Annotated in this window: 16 protein-coding genes; 4 read left to right on the forward strand and 12 right to left on the reverse strand. The window is 62.4% G+C overall.

Features of this window, described 5'->3' with window-relative positions:
- Nucleotides 1–128: 128 nt before the first annotated feature.
- The 4 genes from tsf to OO12_RS15135 all read right to left on the reverse strand — a co-directional run bounded on the left by tsf (nucleotide 129) and on the right by OO12_RS15135 (nucleotide 4045).
- The gene (gene tsf, locus OO12_RS15120; RefSeq protein WP_034159547.1) at nucleotides 129–1061 is read right to left on the reverse strand and encodes a translation elongation factor Ts; all 933 of its coding nucleotides are present in this window, start codon (nucleotides 1059–1061) and stop codon (nucleotides 129–131) included.
- 87 nt (nucleotides 1062–1148) lie between these two features.
- The gene (gene rpsB / locus OO12_RS15125; protein ID WP_034159548.1) at nucleotides 1149–2069 is read right to left on the reverse strand and encodes a 30S ribosomal protein S2; all 921 of its coding nucleotides are present in this window, start codon (nucleotides 2067–2069) and stop codon (nucleotides 1149–1151) included.
- 418 nt (nucleotides 2070–2487) lie between these two features.
- Nucleotides 2488–3294 carry a CDP-diacylglycerol--serine O-phosphatidyltransferase gene (gene pssA, locus OO12_RS15130; protein ID WP_235364811.1) on the reverse strand — a complete coding sequence of 269 codons (807 nt, stop codon included), beginning with the start codon at nucleotides 3292–3294 and terminating at the stop codon, nucleotides 2488–2490.
- Nucleotides 3295–3316: 22 nt separating this feature from the next.
- Nucleotides 3317–4045, reverse strand: a complete 729-nt coding sequence (locus tag OO12_RS15135; RefSeq protein ID WP_034159549.1) for a phosphatidylserine decarboxylase — start codon at nucleotides 4043–4045, stop codon at nucleotides 3317–3319.
- Nucleotides 4046–4461: 416 nt separating this feature from the next.
- Here OO12_RS15135 and OO12_RS15140 point away from each other — a divergent pair, with 416 nt between their 5' ends.
- Both OO12_RS15140 and OO12_RS15145 read left to right on the forward strand, forming a co-directional pair.
- Nucleotides 4462–5673: an NADP-dependent isocitrate dehydrogenase gene (locus OO12_RS15140; RefSeq protein WP_034159550.1), complete on the forward strand. Its 1212-nt coding sequence runs from the start codon at nucleotides 4462–4464 to the stop codon at nucleotides 5671–5673.
- A gap of 41 nt (nucleotides 5674–5714) precedes the next feature.
- A complete protein-coding gene (locus OO12_RS15145; protein ID WP_034159551.1) occupies nucleotides 5715–6944 on the forward strand; it encodes a hypothetical protein in 1230 nt (409 codons plus the stop codon).
- A gap of 22 nt (nucleotides 6945–6966) precedes the next feature.
- Here the strand turns inward: OO12_RS15145 and OO12_RS15150 are convergent, their stop codons facing one another.
- Nucleotides 6967–8205, reverse strand: coding sequence for an FAD-dependent oxidoreductase (locus OO12_RS15150; protein WP_034159552.1), 1239 nt, complete (start codon nucleotides 8203–8205; stop codon nucleotides 6967–6969).
- A 38-nt stretch (nucleotides 8206–8243) separates the two neighbouring features.
- Here OO12_RS15150 and OO12_RS15155 point away from each other — a divergent pair, with 38 nt between their 5' ends.
- Nucleotides 8244–10037, forward strand: coding sequence for a cation:proton antiporter domain-containing protein (locus OO12_RS15155; RefSeq protein ID WP_034159553.1), 1794 nt, complete (start codon nucleotides 8244–8246; stop codon nucleotides 10035–10037).
- A gap of 738 nt (nucleotides 10038–10775) precedes the next feature.
- On the opposite strand, the gene alaS is transcribed toward OO12_RS15155, so the two are convergent.
- Genes alaS through OO12_RS15175 form a run of 4 tightly spaced genes read right to left on the reverse strand, consistent with a single transcriptional unit; the run spans nucleotide 10776 to nucleotide 16339 of the window.
- Entirely contained in the window at nucleotides 10776–13436 is a 2661-nt protein-coding gene (gene alaS / locus OO12_RS15160; protein WP_034159586.1) for an alanine--tRNA ligase, read from the reverse strand.
- 46 nt (nucleotides 13437–13482) lie between these two features.
- A complete protein-coding gene (locus OO12_RS15165) occupies nucleotides 13483–14163 on the reverse strand; it encodes a site-2 protease family protein (RefSeq protein WP_034159554.1) in 681 nt (226 codons plus the stop codon).
- On the reverse strand, nucleotides 14160–15071 hold the full coding sequence (locus tag OO12_RS15170; protein ID WP_052215913.1) for a diacylglycerol/lipid kinase family protein: 912 nt from the start codon (nucleotides 15069–15071) through the stop codon (nucleotides 14160–14162). Before OO12_RS15170 ends, OO12_RS15165 begins: the two co-directional genes overlap by 4 nt.
- On the reverse strand, nucleotides 15068–16339 hold the full coding sequence (locus OO12_RS15175) for a M24 family metallopeptidase (RefSeq protein WP_235364812.1): 1272 nt from the start codon (nucleotides 16337–16339) through the stop codon (nucleotides 15068–15070). Before OO12_RS15175 ends, OO12_RS15170 begins: the two co-directional genes overlap by 4 nt.
- 94 nt (nucleotides 16340–16433) lie before the next feature.
- Between OO12_RS15175 and OO12_RS15180 the strand changes: the two genes are divergently transcribed.
- Nucleotides 16434–17741 carry a dicarboxylate/amino acid:cation symporter gene (locus OO12_RS15180; protein WP_034159555.1) on the forward strand — a complete coding sequence of 436 codons (1308 nt, stop codon included), beginning with the start codon at nucleotides 16434–16436 and terminating at the stop codon, nucleotides 17739–17741.
- A 49-nt stretch (nucleotides 17742–17790) separates the two neighbouring features.
- Here OO12_RS15180 and OO12_RS15185 read toward each other — a convergent pair whose 3' ends face one another.
- From OO12_RS15185 to OO12_RS15195, 3 genes are all read right to left on the reverse strand, one after another.
- Entirely contained in the window at nucleotides 17791–18429 is a 639-nt protein-coding gene (locus OO12_RS15185) for a glutathione S-transferase family protein (protein WP_034159556.1), read from the reverse strand.
- A 217-nt stretch (nucleotides 18430–18646) separates the two neighbouring features.
- Complete coding sequence (gene recA / locus OO12_RS15190; RefSeq protein ID WP_034159557.1) at nucleotides 18647–19741, reverse strand: recombinase RecA; 1095 nt, start codon at nucleotides 19739–19741, stop codon at nucleotides 18647–18649.
- Nucleotides 19742–20095: 354 nt separating this feature from the next.
- Nucleotides 20096–20449 carry a response regulator gene (locus tag OO12_RS15195; RefSeq protein WP_034159558.1) on the reverse strand — a complete coding sequence of 118 codons (354 nt, stop codon included), beginning with the start codon at nucleotides 20447–20449 and terminating at the stop codon, nucleotides 20096–20098.
- Nucleotides 20450–20474 lie beyond the last annotated feature (25 nt).

Consider the following 20474-nt stretch of genomic DNA (forward strand, 5'->3'; position numbering starts at 1 on the left):
CCCAAAACCAGCAAGTGCGCAGGCAACGCCGACCAGACCGCGTTCGCCGGGTCCAGGTACAATTTGGGCCAGCTCAACAAGCCGGCCCAAATCAAGTCAAATTCCTCTCCCGGGGAGAAGAATGGGGTTTATGCGGGCTGCTTGACGCCCGATGCCGCGGCGACTTCGGCAGCAAAGTCGCTGGCTTCCTTCTCGATGCCTTCACCGAGCTGGAAGCGGACATAGTCCTTGAGCACGATCGTCTTGCCGGCCGCCTTGGCGGCATTGGCAACGACGTCGGAGATCTTGGTCTTGCCGTCCATCACCAGCAACTGGCTGACCAGCGCATTTTCCTTGCGGTACTTGGCGATCGCACCATCGACCATCTTGGCGACGATGTCGGCGGGCTTGCCGCTCTCGGCCGCCTTTTCAGTGGCGATCGCACGCTCGCGCTCGACGATCTCGGCGTCGAGATCATCTTCGTTCAGCGCCAGCGGGAAAGCTGCCGCGATGTGCATCGCGATCTGCTTGCCGAGCGGTTCGAGCACGTCCGCGCCCGCATCGCTTTCCAGCGCCACGAGAACGCCGATCTTGCCGAGGCCGGGAGCTGCCGCGTTGTGGACATAAGGCACGACCGCGCCCGAGGTCACTTCGAGACGCTTTGCGCGGCGGACCGTCTGGTTCTCGCCAATCGTCGCGATGTTGTTGGTCAGCACTTCTTCGACCGTCTTGCCGCCAAGCGATGCCGCCTTGATCGTGTCGATCGAATCGCCAAGCTCAAGCGCGACCGAGGTCACGTCACGGACGAAGGTCTGGAACTGCACGTTCTTGGCGACGAAATCGGTCTCGGAATTGACTTCGACCGCTGCACCCTTGGTGCCCGACACTTCGATGCCGACCAGACCTTCTGCCGCGGTGCGGCTGGACTTCTTGGCGGCCGAGGCGAGACCCTTGGCGCGCAGCCAATCGATCGCCGCGGTCATGTCGCCATTGGCTTCGGTCAGCGCCTTCTTGCAATCCATCATGCCCGCGCCGCTCTTTTCGCGCAGGTCCTTCACCGCTGCTGCCGTGATCTCGGCCATGTCTAATTCCTCTTGTGCTTCGAATATGGGTACGGACGGGGAAAGGCTGAAGCGCCCTACCCCGTCCGCATGTCAGTTCTACGACGCTCAGGCGTCGATCTGGCGCTCGCCCTCGGCGGCCGTTTCCGGCTCGGTCGAGGCCGCGGGAGCCTCGGGCTCGGCCACTGCCGGTGCGGCGACGGGCGCCTCAGGTGCGGCGAAGTCCTCGGCGGTCACCACCGTGTCGGCAATCGGCGCTTCTTCAGCCACCGGTGCGACGGTCAGGGCTTCCTCGACCGGCGGACGCTCCATCGCGCCGACATCGACACCACGGCGCTGCTGCTGCTCATGACCGCCACGGGTCGCGGCAATCGCGATCGCTTCGCAGTACAGGCGGATGGCGCGGCTGGCGTCATCGTTCGCCGGAACCGGGAACGCGATGCCGTCGGGCGAGACGTTCGAATCGAGGATCGCAACGACCGGAATGCCCAGCGTGTTGGCTTCCTTGATCGCCAGCTCTTCCTTGTTGGCGTCGATCACGAACATCACGTCCGGAATGCCGCCCATGTCGCGGATGCCGCCGAGCGAAAGCTCAAGCTTGTCCTTCTCGCGGGTGAGCTGAAGCACTTCCTTCTTGGTCAGGCCGTGCGTGTCGCCCGAAAGCTGCTCTTCGAGCGTCTTGAGGCGCTTGATCGAACCCGAAATGGTCTTCCAGTTGGTGAGCATGCCGCCCAGCCAGCGATGGTTGACGAAATGCTGACCCGAACGGCGGGCCGCGTCGGCGACGGGTTCCTGCGCCTGGCGCTTGGTACCGACGAACAGCACCTTGCCGCCCGCTGCGGTCGACGCAGCGACGAACTCGAGAGCGCGCGCGAACAGCGGCACGGTCTGCGACAGATCGAGGATGTGGACGCCGTTGCGGTCGCCAAAGATGTAAGGCTTCATCTTCGGGTTCCAGCGATGCGTCTGGTGGCCGAAATGCGCGCCCGTTTCGAGCAATTGCTGCATGGAGACGACAGGTGCCGCCATAAGATAGTTCCTTTCCGGTTGAGCCTCTGGGAAGCGAGTAATCCGTCGAGCGAACCCAAGTGGGTGAACTCGGCCGACACCGGTGATGTGTGCTTCCCATGCGGTGTGAAGGCGCGCCCTCTATCCGAAGCTTTCCCGTAAATCAAGTGTTGACACGCGGAACAAGAGTGGAACATACAGTGCCCGTAAGGCGGACACGGAACGGAACGGGACCATTATGGTTGGCGTATCCTGACCTTGGCCCGAATTTCAGGGAGTTGGGCAATGATGACGATCGTCGCACTATTGGTTTTCGCTGGCGCCTTTGCCGCCGCAGCGATGGTATTTGCTTATACCCTGCTCCCTGCACTCCCGCGGATCGGTGCGATCCTGTCGGGTCGCGAAGATCCGGTTTTGTCGGCAACTCACCAGCTGGTGGTCAGGGATCGACGCTCGTCGGCGCGGTCGCGGATGGTTGCTGCACCGGTTGCGTTCCGCGCAGCCGCTTGACCCGGGCATAGGAAGAAACGCTGAACGGCAGCGACGCGATATAAGCGATGCACAACAGGGATAGCGTGTGCCACGGTGCCGAAATAATCGCCGCGCCGAGCAGAACCATGACCGCCAATGCCTCGAACCGGATATTCCGGCGCAGCTTGAGCGAACTCCATGAATAGGTGGCGACGCTCGACACCATCAGGAGCGCAACCGCAGCGACCCAGGGCGCAACGAGATAGGGTGAGCGGAACAGCGCCTCACCGGTCCAGAACCACAGGAACAGCGGCAGCAACGCCATCGCCGCTGCGGCCGGCGCGGGAACGCCGGTCAGGAACCCGGCCGACTTATGCGGCTGTTCGCTGACATCGATATTGGCGTTGAAGCGTGCCAGGCGCAGTGCGCAGAATACCGCCAGGACCAGCGAGCATAACCAGCCGATCCGCGGCACGGTGTACAGCGACCAAAGATACAGGATCAGAGCGGGCGAAACCCCGAACGAGATCGCGTCCGCCAGCGAATCGAGCTCGGCGCCGAATTTGCTTTCGCCGTGCAGCATGCGAGCGATCCGTCCGTCGAGACCATCGAGCACGCCGGCGATCAGGATCAGGGCGACGGCAATCTCCCAATCGTGCGAGATCGCGAAACGAATCCCGGTCAGGCCACAGCACAAGGCGAGCGCGGTGACCGCATTCGGCACGACCGCGCGCAACGGCAAACCGCGCGTGATGGGTCGCGGACGGCGACTCACGCGCGGCAAGACATGGCGGTAATCACTGGGATATGCCGGTCGGCACGACACCGCCAAGGCGACCCAGGACCGTTTCGCCCGCGACGCTGCGCTGTCCCAGCGCAACCTGACAGGCAATATCATCAGGCAGATAGACATCGACACGGCTGCCGAAACGGATCAGCCCGACGCGCTGGCCGGTGGCGACCATGTCGCCCGGCTTCACGAAGCCGAGGATGCGCCGCGCGACCAGTCCGGCGATCTGCGTCATGCCGACGCGTCTTCCGTCGCGCCCTTCGACGACGATGTGCTGGCGTTCGTTTTCCTCGCTCGCCTTGTCGAGATCGGCATTGAGGAATTTGCCCGAAATATAGACGACCTGACGAATCGTGCCCGCGATCGGGGTACGATTAATATGCACGTCGAACACCGACATGAAGATCGACACGCGGATCAGCGGCGCGTCGCCCAGGCCATTCTCCCCGGCCAGTTCGCGCGGCACGGGTACACGTTCTATCATCGTGATCAGGCCATCGGCCGGCGCGATGATCAACCCTTCGCCCACTGGCGTCACACGCACAGGGTCACGGAAAAAGGCGGCGACCCAGATCGTCAGGCCGATCAGCGGCCAGGCCCAGAAATCCCAGAAGATCAGCGCGAGGAACACAAGGACACCCGCGATCAGGACATATTTGCGTCCTTCGGGGTGCATGTCGGGGAAGCGCCATTTGACGGTCGGATTCGCCACTGGCGGTTTATCGAATGAAGACATGGAGGGCGGTGTAGCCATGCGGCCGGGGCAAGACAACGTGCAGCGTCAAAAACGCGCATTCCGCTGGCCGATCCAATGTCGATGGAATATAACCTGCCCATGATCTTCCGAAGCGAGCGCAAATAACGGACAGCGACATCGCTTGGCGTTGTACGGCAGCGGAAAGGTCACATCCGCAAGCCGCCTTCACCTTCATGGGAGGACGCAATGGGCATCGTCATCGCCGTTACTGGATCGGAAATCCCGCGCTGAGTGCATGTGAGCCTGGAATGATCGGATCATGGGAGCGGGTCGCCGGCGATTGGGCCCGTGCGGCGGTTGCTCCCTGCCCGCGACGGTTGACCATTTACCCGCCTTGCTCCTAGACGCCCAATCTAAACCCGGAACCGAAACCTCCCCCTACGGAAAGAGCATCGATGGCGAAGATCAAGGTGAAGACGCCTGTCGTGGAAATCGACGGCGACGAGATGACGCGGATCATCTGGCAGTGGATTCGTGAGCGCCTGATTCTCCCCTATCTCGATATCGATCTCGATTATTACGACCTCGGCATCCAGAAGCGCGACGAGACCGACGACAAGATCACCGTCGAATCCGCTCGCGCGATCCAGAAATACGGCGTCGGCGTGAAGTGCGCGACGATCACGCCGGACGAAGCCCGGGTCGAAGAATTCGGCCTGAAGAAGATGTGGAAGTCGCCCAATGGCACGATCCGCAACATCCTGGGCGGTGTGGTGTTCCGCGAACCGATCGTGATGAAGAACGTGCCCCGCCTGATCCCCGGCTGGACTCACCCGATCGTTGTCGGCCGTCACGCATTCGGCGATCAATATCGCGCGACCGATTACCGCGTCCCCGGCCCCGGCAAGCTGCGCATGGTGTTCGAAGGCGATGACGGCACGGTCATTGACGAGGAAGTGTTCCAGTTCCCATCGGCCGGCGTGGCGATGGCGATGTACAATCTCGACGATTCGATCCGCGATTTCGCCCGCGCGTCGATGCACTATGGTCTCAACCTGGGCTGGCCAGTCTATCTGTCGACCAAGAACACCATCCTGAAAGCCTATGATGGCCGCTTCAAGGACATCTTCGCCGATGTTTTCGAAAGCGAATTCAAAGACAAGTTCAAGGAAGCAAACATCGTCTATGAGCATCGCCTGATCGACGACATGGTCGCATCGGCGCTCAAATGGCATGGCGAGTTCGTCTGGGCCTGCAAGAATTACGACGGCGACGTGCAGTCGGATCAGGTGGCGCAGGGCTTTGGCTCGCTTGGCCTGATGACCTCGGTGCTGCTCACGCCCGACGGCAAGACGGTCGAGGCGGAAGCCGCGCACGGCACCGTCACGCGCCACTTCCGCATGCATGAGCAGGGCAAGGCGACCTCGACCAATCCGATCGCGTCGATCTTCGCCTGGACCGGCGGTCTGAAATATCGCGGCAAGTTCGACGGCACGCCTGAAGTGACCGAGTTCGCCGAGCTGCTCGAAAAGGTCTGCATCGATACGGTCGAAAGCGGCAAGATGACCAAGGATCTCGCGATCCTGATCGGTCCGGATCAGCCCTGGATGACCACCGAACAATTCTTCGAGGCCGTCCGCGTCAACCTCGAAACCGCGATGGGCTGATCGTCACGTAACAGTCAGCATTGAAAACAGGGGGGTGAAGCATGCCGGAACGGGGCGCATCGAATAATGGCTTCACCCCCAACGCTCCCGCCATCATGGCAGCGATCGCCGCAGCCGACCATGCGCGGAACGGTGTCGATTTCGGGCCGTTTCTGATCAACGTGATGATGACGAACGCCGGGCAGATCTGGTCATCCGAAAAGGGTGATTATCCGATCTCCTTCCTGTTCGACGAATATGGGTTGGACGATGGCGGCTTTCACAGCCTGGGCGGCGCCGTCCTGACACAGGCGACCGAAACCACGGCCTCGCGTTGGTCGATCTACGCCAAACCCCATGCCGGCGCGCAGACCGGTCTCGTACAACCGGCGAGTTTCGACTGGGTGCTGGACGATGCCGGCTCGGGTAATCCCAACTCGGTCGATTATTTCTGGCCCACCCCACCTGCGGGCTGTCAGGGCGTGGGGATCTGCTTCGCACCAGGGGCGGGACCCGACGGTTTTACACCGCCGACCAGCTGGTGTGTGGCCAGCACATCCCTCGAACCCGGCCTGACAACGCCATTCTGGAGTGATGCCGGACAGGGCTGGTCGCACCATAGCGGGAATTTGAGCGCGGTCAGCCTGACCGACACACCGCCTGGTGACAAGATCCGGATCGCGCCACGCACCTATCTCAGCGACGAAGCGGTTGCCTCGGGCAAGTTCGGTTCGTCCGGCTGGACGCTGGTCGGTGAGAAGATGATGTTGCCCGTCCCGGGCAGCGGCAGCACCCTGCCACCCCCGACGTTCCCGGCGCCGGGCAGCCTTCCGCCGACAGTCCTGCACGCAGTGGCGATCCTGCCCGGTCATGCGATCGTCGATCCTGATCCGTATCAGGCGTCCGCCTTTTATTACCTCTCCGCCGAAAGCAGCTGGTCGTTCGGCTCCGCGCCCGACCCCGCCAACCCGACGTACCAGATTTACTACGAGCAGCTGACTCAAGCCGATTTGCGCGCGGTCGCCGGCCTGGCGATCGGTGCGAAGAGCGGCGTGGTAATACCGCCCACGGCAAATGGCCTGTTGTCGATCGACCTGAACGCGGAATTCTGGCTCAGGAACAATGTCGGGCCAACCGACGACACCGTAACCCTGCCCTTGCCGCCCGCGGTGCGCGTTGGCGCGATGCAATATTGGCAACGGACGGTGACATTGACGCTCTGGCGATGTGATGGGAGCGTCGCGGCCGGCGCCAATTACTTCGCGGCAAGTGTTCGTCCGGTCGTCCGGTGACGTAAAAAAACGACCGGACGGCTCATGTCGGGGTAATCGGTGCAGACTGATCCGCCTTTCCGGCGTCCGGCGAGCGAACATGCTCCGGTCGAAAGCCAAGACCCAGGATCCGCGCCGGTATACGCCTGAGCATTGGTGTCGCATTCAGCAATCGGGCCGCAAATGGCGGTCTGGTCATCGGCGTGGTGCTGGCCAATAGCGGTTGAATGATGCGGTCCTGAATCGCGCGCTGCACGCCCTGGGTAAGCTTTGTCGGCAACATCCGCCGATCCTGCACCTTGCCCAGCAAGGGGTCGACATCCACGCCGTTCGCCATCGGACCGGCCAGCGCATTGGCTGTAGCGACCGCATCCTGTATCGCAAGATTGATGCCCACGCCGCCGATCGGCGACATGGCATGCGCTGCGTCCCCGATCACGAGCAGGCCGGAACGATGCCAGCGATCGAGACGATCGACCGTCACCGTCAGCAGTTTGACGTCGTCCCAGCTCTTCACACTCTCGCCGACCGCCGCCGTTTCCGGCCCGACAGCGCGCACGCGGGCCAGAAAGGCGTCAAGGCCCTCGGCCCTGATTTTCTCCGCTCCCCCCTTGGCGAAGACAAAGGCGCACTGCCAGTAATCGCCTCGATCGATCAGGACGAACAGCCGTCCGGTATCGAACACGCCCATACTGTCATTCTGCGGCTGCGCGATTTTCGGGATATGAAACCAGAATACGTCCATCGGGGCACCGATCGTCGTGAGCGGAAAGCCAGCGCGAAAATGCGAATCGCGCCCATCGCAGGCAAGGACGAGGCGACTGCGAATCTCCGTGCCATCCCCGGTGCGAACGCCGCTGACGCGCCCCCCTTCCTCGATCAGCTCGACCGCCGCGCAATTCTGCTTCAACGCGAATGTCGAATAACGCCGCGCCTGATCCGCGACGAAATCGAGAAACTCCCATTGCGGCATCAATGCGATGTAGGGCGCCGGGACGCGAAGGTGACGAAAATCGACGATCTTCAGGTCCTGGCCGGCCACGCGACCGCCCAGCTGCTCGACCCGGTTATGGGGGCGCTGCAAAAGCGCATCGAGCATGCCGAGCTCATGAAAGATCCGCAGGGTCGAGGGATGGACGGTATCGCCACGAAAATCGCGCAGGAAATCGCCATGTTTCTCCAGCACCAGGGTTTTGACGCCCGCGCGCGAGAACAGCAGGCCGGCAACCATGCCGGCCGGCCCGCCGCCAATAATGACCAGATCGGAATTTTGCTCAGTCATCGGCTGACAAACCGTTAGCGTTACGATTAGATGCACGGATGGCATCACCGCTCAGTAACGCAGGCTTCAGCGACGCACTCGTCATTCTCGGCGCGGCGGGTATCGTCATCCCGGCATTCGCGCGGTTCAAGATCAGCCCGGTCATCGGCTTCATCCTGGTTGGATTGCTGGTCGGCCCATCAGGCCTTGGTTCGCTCGTCCATGACTATCCCTGGCTCTACTATCTGACAATCTCCGACGCGCATGCGATCGAGCCGTTCGCCGAGTTCGGTATCATCCTGCTGCTGTTCTCGATCGGGCTGGAGCTTTCGCTCAAACGATTATGGGCGATGCGGCAACTGGTGTTCGGGACTGGCGCCGCCCAATTGCTGGGGTCCGCGCTGTTTATCGGCTTTGCGCTTCATTTGCTGGGCCAAAGCTGGGCCGGGGCGACCGCCCTGGGCCTGGCGCTTGCCTTGTCTTCGACGGCTCTTGTCTTGCCGATTGCCGGCACGGCGAGCCCGGTCGGCAAGACATCCTTTGCGATGCTGTTGTTCGAGGATCTGGCGCTCGTGCCGATCATCTTCGCGCTGGCGGCGCTGGCGCCGACCGCCGCGGGCGAGGGGCTGAGCGGGATATTGGGCGTGGCGCTGCGCGGCCTGTTCACCATCGCGGTGATCTTCGTTGCGGGCAGAATCTTCCTGCCCCGCCTCTTTGCCCAGGCGGCGCGCACCAAAAGCCCGGAACTGTTCCTGGCCGCGTCGCTGCTCGTGGTCATCATCGCCAGCCTGGCGACGACGGCCGCTGGCCTCTCGCCCATTGTCGGTGCGCTGCTTGCGGGCCTGCTGATCGCCGAAACCGAATATCACAGCGAAGTCGAGGTGATCACCGCACCGTTCAAGGGGCTGGCCCTTGGCGTGTTCCTGATCACCGTCGGCATGAGCCTCGACGTGCGGCTCATCCTCGATAATTGGGCCAGCCTGTTGCTGGCGATCGCCGCTGTCGTGGCGATCAAGACAGCGATGACGTTCGGCCTGCTCAAACTGTCCGGTATCCGCAACGGCGTCGCGGCCGAAGCCGGTGTGCTGATGGCAAGCCCGTCCGAAACGACCTTGATCGTGCTCGGTGCGGCGGGACAGGCGCAGCTGATCCTGCCCTCGACCGCGAATTTCTGGCAGACCGTTACCGCGATCGGGCTGACGCTGACGCCGCTGCTCGCCGAACTGGGCAAGAAGGTCGCGCGCAGCATCGAGCAACGCGACAAGAGCGTTGAGGAAGCGGAAATTCCACCCGATGGGCCAGGCACGGTGGTGATCGGATTCGGGCGTGTCGGGCGCATGGTCGCTGACATGCTCAAGGTCCATAATCAGCCCTTCATTGCCGTGGAGGCGGATATCGATGCCGTGTCGGCTGCTCGCGCCGAAGGCTATCCGGTGATTTTCGGCGATGTTGCGCGCGCCGAACTGGTCGATCGCCTCAATCTCGGCCGTGCCAAGGCGTTGATCCTGACCATGGATGATCCGGTTCTGTCGGTTCGCCTCACACGCCGCGTCCGCGGCTGGGTCCCCGGCCTGACCATCGTTGCCCGCGCGCGCGACACAAAACATGCCGCGGAGCTTTATCGCGCCGGCGCGACCGATGCGGTACCGGAGACACTGGAAAGCTCGCTGCAATTGTCGGAAGCCGTGCTGGTCGATCTTGGCGTCGCGGTCGGCCCGGTGATCGCCTCGATCCATGAAAAGCGCGACGAACTCCGCAAGGAGATCATGGCGGCGGCGAGCCTGGAACGCGAACCGAGACTGCGACGCGCGCGGAAATCGGCGCCCGGCACATTGGGTGAGAATGCCAGCTAGTAGCGCGATATGACCGGCAAAGCCCGGGTCCGCCTGATTCAAACCGCTTTCCGACATGGTCATGCCAGCTCTCCGGCGCGCATGGTGCGCGCTGCGGGTTAGAGCCCGTGCGATCGGCCATTTGAATCAAGCGAACCGGAATCGAACCGCCCATGACTTCCGCCCGGCCATTTCCCGATTTTCCCGCAAGCACCCCGAAAAACTCCCGTGCGGATCCATCAAAACTCCCGCAGCTTTTCCCGCAGACTCCCGCAGAACCCTCAAAAAACCATTCTCCCGCAGAAACTCCCGCAGCTGCGGGAATTTGGGGTGATCGCGGCGATGCAGGACGCGCCGCGGAAATGAGACCGCCGATTCAACCCCGGCTGTCGCGCCGCTAGAGTCCAGTCTGCTTGGGTAGAATCACTCTTCCCCGTTCGTGCTGAGCTTGTCGAAGCACCGTTCTTCTCCTGTACGGGAAAAAGAGAAGGGCAGCCCTTCGACGGGCTCGGGCGATCGGAAGGGAGTGGTTAACTCAACTCGAAAACCGCTCTCGCACAGGACGAATGCCACCGCATGGTTTCCATTCCCGCGGCTTTCGCCTCTGACGATATGGCGGTGAGGACGGACGGCGATCTACGTCAATCCGCACGCGCTCCCGCTCGCGCCGGACCTGTCCGAACACCATTGCGTCTTCTCGACCTCAGAGAAAGAGGAGCGGCCCTTCGACACGCTCGACGCGAACCGAGAGCCCCGGCATCACGCGGCTGCGGTCGTCTCTTCCAGCGCGGCCCTGATCGCCGCAACCGCATCCGCTGCCTTGTCGCCATCGGGACCGCCGCCTTGCGCCATATCGGGTCGGCCACCGCCGCCCTGCCCGCCGAGCACCGCCACCGCACGGCGCAGCAGTTCGACCGCACTATGCGCGGCGGTAAGATCCTCCGAAACGCCCACCGCGATCGAGGCACGGCCGTCATTGACCGCGACGATCACCGCCACGCCCGAACCGATCCGTTGCTTCGCCTCGTCGACCGCGCCACGCAGGCCCTTGGCGTCGAAATCGGCAATCACCTGACCGACGAAATTGATCCCGCCAACCTGCTCCGGCCCGGCCGGAGCGACCCCTGCCCCGCCGCCGAGCGCCAATGCCTTCTTGGCTTCGGCCAGTTCACGTTCGAGCCGGCGGCGGTCCTCGACCAGCGCAGCGACGCGCGCAGGCACTTCATCGGGCGTCGCCTTCAGCGTCGCGGCGGTCTCGCGCAATTTCTCGTCACGGCCGGTGAAATATTGCCGGGCAGCCTCGCCTGTGAGCGCTTCGATACGCCGCACGCCGCTTTGTATTGCGCTTTCGCCAACGACCTTGAACAGGCCAATATCGCCCAGCGCCGACACATGCGTGCCGCCGCACAGTTCGAGCGAATAGATCTTGCCGTCCTCTGTGCCCATCGAGACGACGCGAACCTCATCGCCATATTTTTCGCCGAACAGCGCCATCGCGCCTTCCTCGATCGCTTCGTCAGGCGTCATCAGGCGCGTGGAAACGGGGCCATTGGCGCGGATCTGGCGGTTCACATCGGCTTCGACCTCGCCAATGCGGGCGGGATCGATCGCGCTGGGCTGCGAGAAGTCGAACCTCAGGCGATCGGGTGCAACCAGGCTGCCCTTCTGTGCGACATGCAGGCCAAGCCGTTGGCGCAATGCCTCGTGCAGCAAGTGCGTTGCGCTGTGATTGGCGCGGATCTGGTCGCGACGCGTGACGTCGATCTGCAGCTTGACCGTATCGCCGACCTTGATGCCACCCGCATCGACGATCGCATGATGCACGAATACGCGACCAAGTTGCTTCGACGTTTCGGTGACGTTGGCGCGCAGCCCTTCATCGTTCGAAATGGTGCCGGTGTCACCGACCTGGCCACCGCTTTCGCCATAGAAAGGCGTCTGATTGACCACGATCGAGACCGTGTCGCCCGTCTCGGCGCGCTCGACGCGCGCGCCATCCCTGACCAGTGCTACAACCTGCCCCTCGCCCGCCGTCGCGGTATAGCCGAGAAACTCGGTTCCGCCCGATGCTTCGGCGATATCGAACCATATCTCATCCGACGCCTTGGCGCCCGAGCCCTTCCAGGCGGCGCGCGCCGCGCCCTTCTGCTTGGCCATCGCGGCGTCGAAACCCTCACGGTCGATGCCGAACCCCTGCGAGCGCAGCGCGTCCTCGGTCAGGTCATAAGGGAAGCCGAACGTGTCGTAGAGCTTGAACGCGGTTTCACCGGGCAGGGTCGCACCCGGCGTCATGTCGGCGGTCGCTTCATCGAGCAGGCGCAAGCCGTTGGTCAGCGTGCGGCGGAACTGCGTTTCTTCCTGCAGCAATGTCGATTCGATCGAAGCCTGAGCGCGAAGCAATTCGGGATAAGCCGCGCCCATCTCTGCGATCAGCGCCGGCACCAGCCGGTGCATCAACGGCTCCTTCGCGCCGAGCAAATGCGCATGGCGCATGGCGCGGCGCATGATGCGGCGCAGCACATAACCGCGCCCCTCATTGGCCGGCAGCACCCCGTCCGCGACCAGGAAGCCGCTGGTGCGCAAATGGTCGGCGATGATGCGATGGCTCGCCTGATTGTCACCGGTGGTCGAGGTGCTGGTCAGGGCGCCGGATTCCGCGATCAGCGCCTTGAACGTATCGGTATCGTAATTGTCGTGCACGCCCTGGAGCACCGCGGCAACGCGCTCAAGGCCCATGCCGGTATCGATCGACGGCTTGGGCAGGTCGGCGACGATCTGGTTGTCGGCTTGCTCATATTGCATGAACACCAGGTTCCAGATCTCGACGAAGCGGTCGCCATCCTCGTCCGGGCTACCCGGAGGACCGCCGGGGATATGGTCGCCATGATCGTAGAATATCTCGGAACAGGGTCCACACGGACCATTGTCGCCCATCGTCCAGAAATTGTCCGAGGTCGCGATGCGGATGATGCGCTCCTCGGGCAGCCCGGCGATTCTGCGCCACAGGTCGAACGCTTCGTCATCGGTATGATAGATGGTGACGGTCAGTTTTTCGGGCGGAATGCCCCACACCTTGGTCAACAGCGTCCAGGCATGCGTGATCGCCTGATCCTTGAAATAGTCGCCAAAGGAGAAATTGCCGAGCATTTCGAAGAAGGTATGATGCCGCGCGGTATAGCCGACATTATCGAGATCATTGTGCTTGCCGCCGGCGCGCACGCACTTCTGGCTCGACGCCGCAGTGACATAGGGCCGCGTTTCAAGGCCGGTGAAGACGTTCTTGAACGGCACCATCCCCGCGTTGACGAACATCAGCGTCGGATCGTTCTGCGGCACGAGCGGCGCGGATTGGACGCGGGCGTGACCGGCGGACTCGAAATAGTCGAGGAAGCTGCGGCGGATGTCGTTGGTCGATGTCATGACGAGCGACTTAAGCGAGGCCATCGAGCCGCACAAGCATCCCAAATCAACCGTGAGTTCGACGCGATAGCGGAAAAAGGGCGCGCATGATCACCGCGCCATCGCTCCCGTTAAAAGGGACGAGGTTTGCGAGCCCGGCTCCCGCCGACAAATAGCCAAGCGCGAGCATGACGGCTCGCACCAACTCAAGGTCATGAAGATGCCGTTTGTAAGCGAGTTCCTTAAGGACGTCACTGTCGCTGGGCAGCAGCCCCTTCCCTATATTAACCACTGAAGCAGTGTCGTGCTGAACGCCGCCGCCCGCTACAAGATTCGCCAAGAGATACGCGATCAATGTGGTCGCAATGATCAGCAAAAAATTCGCCATCGGCCCGGCGATGGCGACAATCGCCGTCTTCCTGTGATTACCCAAAGTACCGGGATCATAAGCGACATAGCCGCCATATTCGCAATCCTTGGGCCAATCGGTCACCCCGGCCCAGCGACTCCCCGGGCGATAGATGAAAGGCAAAACCACGATTTCCCGAATATGCCCCTTCACGGCGATGACGGCGGCGGCATGACCCAGTTCGTGAACCAGCGTCGCAACAAAACTAAGTACCGGTATGGCGGCCACGACGATCAGGATTCCGATGTCGCCCGAAAAGTATGCACGAAGTGTCAGCCATGCGGCGAGCCAGCCAATAAAGAAGACTGCGCCGCCGATCCATTTCCCCACCCTGTTCATGATGCCGCCAATGGTAGCGCAACAACGGTCAGCGCTAACGGGTCGATACGGAAGGCAAGGGGCAAACTCAGCTTCATCACTTCGCCGTCCAGCGCGATATCGACGGTGCTGGATTGACCTGTCACGTCCAGCTCAGCGACATCGCCGATCGCAGCAAAATCGCGATCGCGACGCGTCAATCCGAGCAGGCTGCGGAGAGCCAAGCCAATGAGTTGAAAGCGATGGCTTGGGCCGATCGCAAACACCGACAACAGACCGTCATCGAGCGCCGTGCGCTTGCCCGGATGCCCTTGCTCGATTTCATAATGATTGTTGCCGACGAACAGCATCGGCGTGACGATCTCACGATCCTGCCCCGCGCTGCGCAGTCGCAGCCGATGATGCCGTACGCGGCGGAGCGTGGCGGCGCTGGCGGCAATCGCTGCCAGCCATTTTGCGACCTTGTGGCGGCGCTGCGTGTCGTCGCGGACGCGCACCATTTCCGGATAGAGCCCGATCGACGCATTGTTGAGGAACATCGCGTCGCCTGCCCAGGCGACATCGATTTGCCGCCGGGCGTGCGACGCGATGACCGCCGCCGCCCCGGCAAGGTCGAGCGGAATGCCCAGTTCGCGCGCCAGATGGTTGCGCGTGCCGAGCGGCAGGATACCCAGCGCCACATCCTCGCCGCGCTCAACCAGCACGCGTGCCGCACAGCCCAATGTTCCATCACCGCCACCGATCACGATCACCGGTACACCGGTCAGGCGCATGACCGCGTCGCGCAGATCGCCGGCGTCGAGCAGTACGAGGTCGATCTCGATCCCCGCTTCGGCGAACGCCGCGCGTACCTCGTCGGCCAGCGCAGGGCCCTTGCCTGCCGCTGTACCGCCCGCTTTGTTGATGAGAACCGGCAGGCGCCGGCTCACCCGAACGGCTTTTCAATCGAAGTCGGCGGGATCGAGAACCATTTTGGACCGGCTGCGGTCATATGAAAGCAATCCTCCAGCCGAACGCCGAACTTGCCCGGCAAATAAAGCCCCGGCTCGTCGGAAAAGCACATGCCGACAGCAAGCGGCGTCTTCTCGCCGCGCACCAGATTGACCGGCTCATGACCGTCCATGCCAATGCCGTGCCCGGTGCGGTGCGACAGGCCCGGCAAGCGATAGTCCGGGCCATAGCCGTTGGCGATATAGTAGCGGCGCACGGCGTCATCGACCTGACCCGCAGGCGTGCCGATCTGCGCTGCGGCGAAGGCCGTTGCCTGTCCGGCGCGAACTTGATCCCAGACCTTGCGCTGTTCGGCGCTCGCCGCCCCGAACACGAAGGTGCGCGAGACGTCGGACTGATAGCTCTGCACGGTGCAGCCGCAATCCATCAGCACCACCTCGCCATCCGTCACCCGCTGCGGCTTGCCGCTGCCATGCGGATAGGCTGCGGCTTCACCGAGCAGGATCAACTCGAATTCCGGACTGCCGCCCAGCTTGCGCGTCGCCGCGTTCATCAGCGCGCCGATCTGTTGCGGCGTCATGCCTTTTTCGATGCGCGGATATGTCCAGCGATAGGCAGCGATGGTCACATCGGTCGCGGCCTGCATCAGCGCGATCTCGGCCGGCGTCTTGATCATGCGGCATCCGCGCACGACCGGGTTGGCGGAGACGATCTTTGCCCCCGGCAATGCACGCGCAAGGCCGTCGACCGCAAAATAGCGCGTGGTTTCCTCGATCCCGATCGGACGATCGGCAAGTTTGCGGTCCTTCAGAAATCCGGCGACCACGCCAAGTGCATCCTCATCCTCCTGCCAGACTCGCACATCGGCCACGATGCCGAGCGATTCGCGGATCGAAGGCTCTTCGAAGAATGGCGTGACGATGCACGGCCGGCCCTCGACCGGGATCACGACGGCCGTCAGCCGCTCGCTTCGGCTCCAGCGAACGCCAGTGAAATAGATCAGGCTCGATCCCGATTCGATCAACACCGCGCCGATATTATTGGCCTTCATCAGCGCCTGGGCCCGGGCGATCCGGCCATCGCGCTCGGCCCGATCGATCGGCCGGGTGGCGGTCGTGATGTCAGCCAATGCCGACAGATCGGGTTCCGCGGCGCGAACCACGCCTGCGACCCCAAGCAAGGGGAGCGAAGCGGCGCCTGCCAAGACCCGGCGCCGATCGATGGAAAGCAGCGGCTGCATCGTCATTCTCTTCCCTATAGCGACGGACACAGCGATAGGGTCCTTGACCGCGCCGCCGCAATCCCCTTCCCTAGCCGGCGATCGTTTCTCGGAGAGTTTCATGGCCAAGCGCCTTACATGGTTTATTCTGCTCGGGCTGGTGCTGGGCCTCGTGGTTGGCTGGGCGCTCAATGCCACGATCGATGACGGCACACCGGCCGCGGCGGCGAAGCTCAAGGAAATCGCCTATTATCTGTCGATCGTGACCAGCCTGTTCCTGCGGCTGATCAAGATGATCATCGCGCCGCTGGTGTTCGCGACGCTAGTCGGCGGCATCGCGCATATGGGCGATACCGGTGCGCTTGGCCGGGTCGGGTTGCGTTCGGTTGCCTGGTTCCTGTGCGCGAGCCTGATGTCCCTCACGCTTGGCCTGATCCTGGTCCATCTGTTCCAGCCTGGTATCGGGCTGAACCTGGCAATCCCCGCGGTGACCGCGGCGAGTGGCGTGGACCAGAGCGCGTTCGACCTTGCCAAGTTCGTCACTCACGTCGTTCCCGCATCCGGTGTTGCGGCGATGGCGGACAATGAAATCCTTCAGATCGTCATCTTCGCGCTGTTCATCGGCGTCGCGATTACCGCGGTCGGCGAGAAAGCCGCGCCGCTGGTACGCGGGATCGAAGGACTGGCGGCGGTCATGCTGCAAGTCACCAACTATGTCATGCGCTTCGCGCCGTTCGCGGTGTTCGCGGCCGTCGCCAGCACGCTGACGGAGCGTGGTCCCGGCGTGATCGGCGATCTCGCTTACTTCATGGGCACTTTCTACATCGGCCTGTTCAGCTTGTGGGCGCTGCTGATCGGGATCGGTTTCCTGTTCATCGGCAAACGCACCGGCTTGCTGGTACGTTACATTCGCGAACCGTTGCTGCTCGCCTTTTCGACCGCGTCATCGGAGGCGGCGTATCCGCGTACACTCGAAGCACTTGATCGCTTTGGCGTGCCGAACAAGATTTCCAGCTTTGTCCTGCCGCTTGGCTATTCGTTCAATCTCGACGGCTCGATGATCTACATGACCTTCGCGTCGCTGTTCATCGCCCAGGCCTATGGTATCGAGTTGAGCCTGGGACAGCAGATCACCATGCTGCTGGTGTTGATGGTCACGTCGAAGGGCATTGCCGGCGTGCCGCGCGCCAGCCTGGTGGTGATTGCGGCGACCTTGCCGATGTTCAAGATTCCCGAAGCCGGGTTGCTGCTCGTGCTGGCGGTCGATCATTTCCTCGACATGGGCCGGTCGGCGACCAACGTCATCGGCAATGCCGTTGCCGCGACCGTGGTGGCGAAATGGGAAGGCGAACTCGAACCCCGCGAGCCCGCCGAGATTGAACCGCCGCATGCGCCCTCGCACGGCATATTGGGCAAGGACCGCAAATAGCCGCACCGGTCACGGAATCAGCGCGATTCCGTGACCGGTGCGGGCCGGATCAGGCGTAAGCGTAAGGGCCACCCTTTTCGAGCGCGACCTGATAGGCCGGGCGCGAATGCACCTTGTCGAGCCAGGCGATCGTCGCCGGACGTGAATCGTCCAGACCGGCACGGCTGCGTGCAGCTTCCAGTGGAAAGCTCATCATCACATCGGCGGCGGTCATCTCCTCGCCGGCGAACCAGGGACGCGCAGCCAGTTCGGATTCGACATAGTCGAGATGCACGTCGATCATCGGCTGGATGCGCTTCATCGCTTTCTTGCCGAACAAGGGGATGCGCGCGAGAACCAGCTTCAGCAGCAGCGGCGGCATCATCGATCCCTCGGCATAATGCAGGAACTGACGATAACGCAGCACCGCGTCACGGTGCGCCGGAGCACCAAGCCGGCCATCGGCCTTCTCGACCAGATACTCGACGATCGCGCCGGTCTCGGCGATCACACGGCCACCGTCCGCATCAATGTCCTCGATCACCGGCGACTTGCCGAGTGGATGAACGCGCTTGAGCTCGGGCGGGGCAAGCATGGTCGCCTTGTTTCGCTCGTAACGCTTGATCTCATAGGGCAGTCCAAGCTCCTCGAGCATCCACAGGATACGCTGCGAGCGCGAATTCTCGAGATGGTGAACGATGATGGTCATGGCGATCCTCTCCGGCTTTCCCGGCACGCTAGCGCCTTGGGAGATGATGTCGAGCGGATCAGTTCCTGGACCGATGACCTTGCCTGGAAATGCCGATAGAATGCGAAAGGCCCGCCATGACAGGCGGGCCTTCCCATGTGTTTGCGACGCGCTGGACGCCGACTTGAAACTGGCGTGATTGTGAAGCTGCACCTCTCCCCGTCGGGAGAGAAAAAGCTCACATCTCCTCGCCGTCATCCTCTGGTTCGGGGCCTGCCATCATTTCTTCGGCGACCTTGTCAGTACGCGTGCGGATCGCCTTTTCGAGGCGGTCGCACATTTCCGGATTTTCCTTGAGGAAGGTCTTCGAATTCTCACGGCCCTGGCCGATGCGGACACTGTCATAAGAGAACCAGGCGCCCGATTTCTCGACCAGTCCGGCCTTGACGCCCAGGTCGAGGATCTCGCCGATCTTCGACACACCCTGCCCGTACATGATGTCGAATTCGACTTGCTTGAACGGTGGTGCGACCTTGTTCTTCACGACCTTCACCCGCGTGGTGTTGCCGATGATCTCCTCGCGATCCTTGATCTGACCGGTGCGGCGAATGTCGAGGCGGACGCTGGCATAGAATTTCAGCGCATTGCCGCCCGTCGTCGTCTCCGGATTACCGTACATCACGCCAATCTTCATGCGCAGCTGGTTGATGAAGATCACCATGCAGCGCGAGCGGCTGATCGATCCGGTCAACTTGCGCAGCGACTGCGACATCAGACGTGCCTGCAGACCGACATGACTATCGCCCATCTCCCCCTCGATTTCGGCGCGCGGCACGAGTGCGGCAACCGAATCGATCACCAGTACGTCGATCGCATTGGAGCGGACCAGCGTATCGACGATCTCGAGCGCTTGTTCACCGGTATCGGGCTGCGACACGATCAACTCGTCGATGTTGACGCCGAGCTTCTTGGCATAGACCGGGTCGAGCGCATGCTCGGCATCGACGAACGCCGCGGTACCGCCGCCCTTTTGCGCTTCGGCAATGACATGCAGCGCAAGCGTGGTTTTGCCCGAGCTTTCCGGACCATAGATCTCGATCACGCGGCCGCGCGGCAGACCGCCGACGCCAAGCGCGATGTCGAGCCCGAGCGAGCCGGTCGAGATCACCTCGACCTGCATCGTCTCCTTCGAGCCAAGCTTCATTGCCGAACCCTTGCCGAAGGCACGGTCGATCTGTGCGAGTGCGGCGTCGAGCGCCTTCTGGCGCTCGGTGGCTGCCTTATCGTTGGAAACTGCCATTTTGCTGTCGATGACCTTCAAATTCGCCGCCATTGGAGCCTCCGCCGCTAGACCTATACCGCCACGCATTCAATGCATGTTGGAGCCGTGTATCGCGTTTGTTCTTATAGAACAAGAATGGAACATGATTTTTCTCCGAAAAACATGCCGCCTCTTTCCCCAGGACGCGCTTTGGGAACGCGCAACTCATCCGACCCGGCAGGGGAAAACTGTGTTCGACGCGTTCTCAACGAGGAAGATCGATACTTGCGCGGCCAGTATCTTCGCGCCCTCCGGTGGCTCCCGACCGCTGGCGGATTGGTATGTGGATAAGGCAGCCCACCCGTGGCGCGCCCGGGGAAACCGCAGTGGCTCCGCGAAACTTCCCGCTCGCTCAAACTTTCCGAATCAGCTCAGCGCATCCAATGCCCTGGCCACGCCATCCATCGTGAACGGCTTGGACAATATCACGCGATCGCGATGCTCTTCGGCAATGCCATCACCCGTGCCGCCGCTGGCAAACACGAAGGGAATGCTGTTCCGCACCAGCGCATCCGCGATAGGAAAGCTTTTCTCGCCGCCACGCAGATTCACGTCCAGGATAGCGGCATCGATGCCGCCGGCATCGACCAGCTGCAGTGCATCCGCGATATTATCGACACTGCCGGCCAGCTTCTTGCCGAGCACATCGAGGAAATCCTCGAGCATCATCGCGATCAGGGGTTCGTCCTCTACGATGAGGATATTCTGCGGCGAACTCATCCTGTGGCCTTAGCCAAACCCGGCT

This window comes from Sphingomonas sp. ERG5 (assembly GCF_000803065.1).
Classification (GTDB): Bacteria; Pseudomonadota; Alphaproteobacteria; order Sphingomonadales; family Sphingomonadaceae; genus Sphingomonas.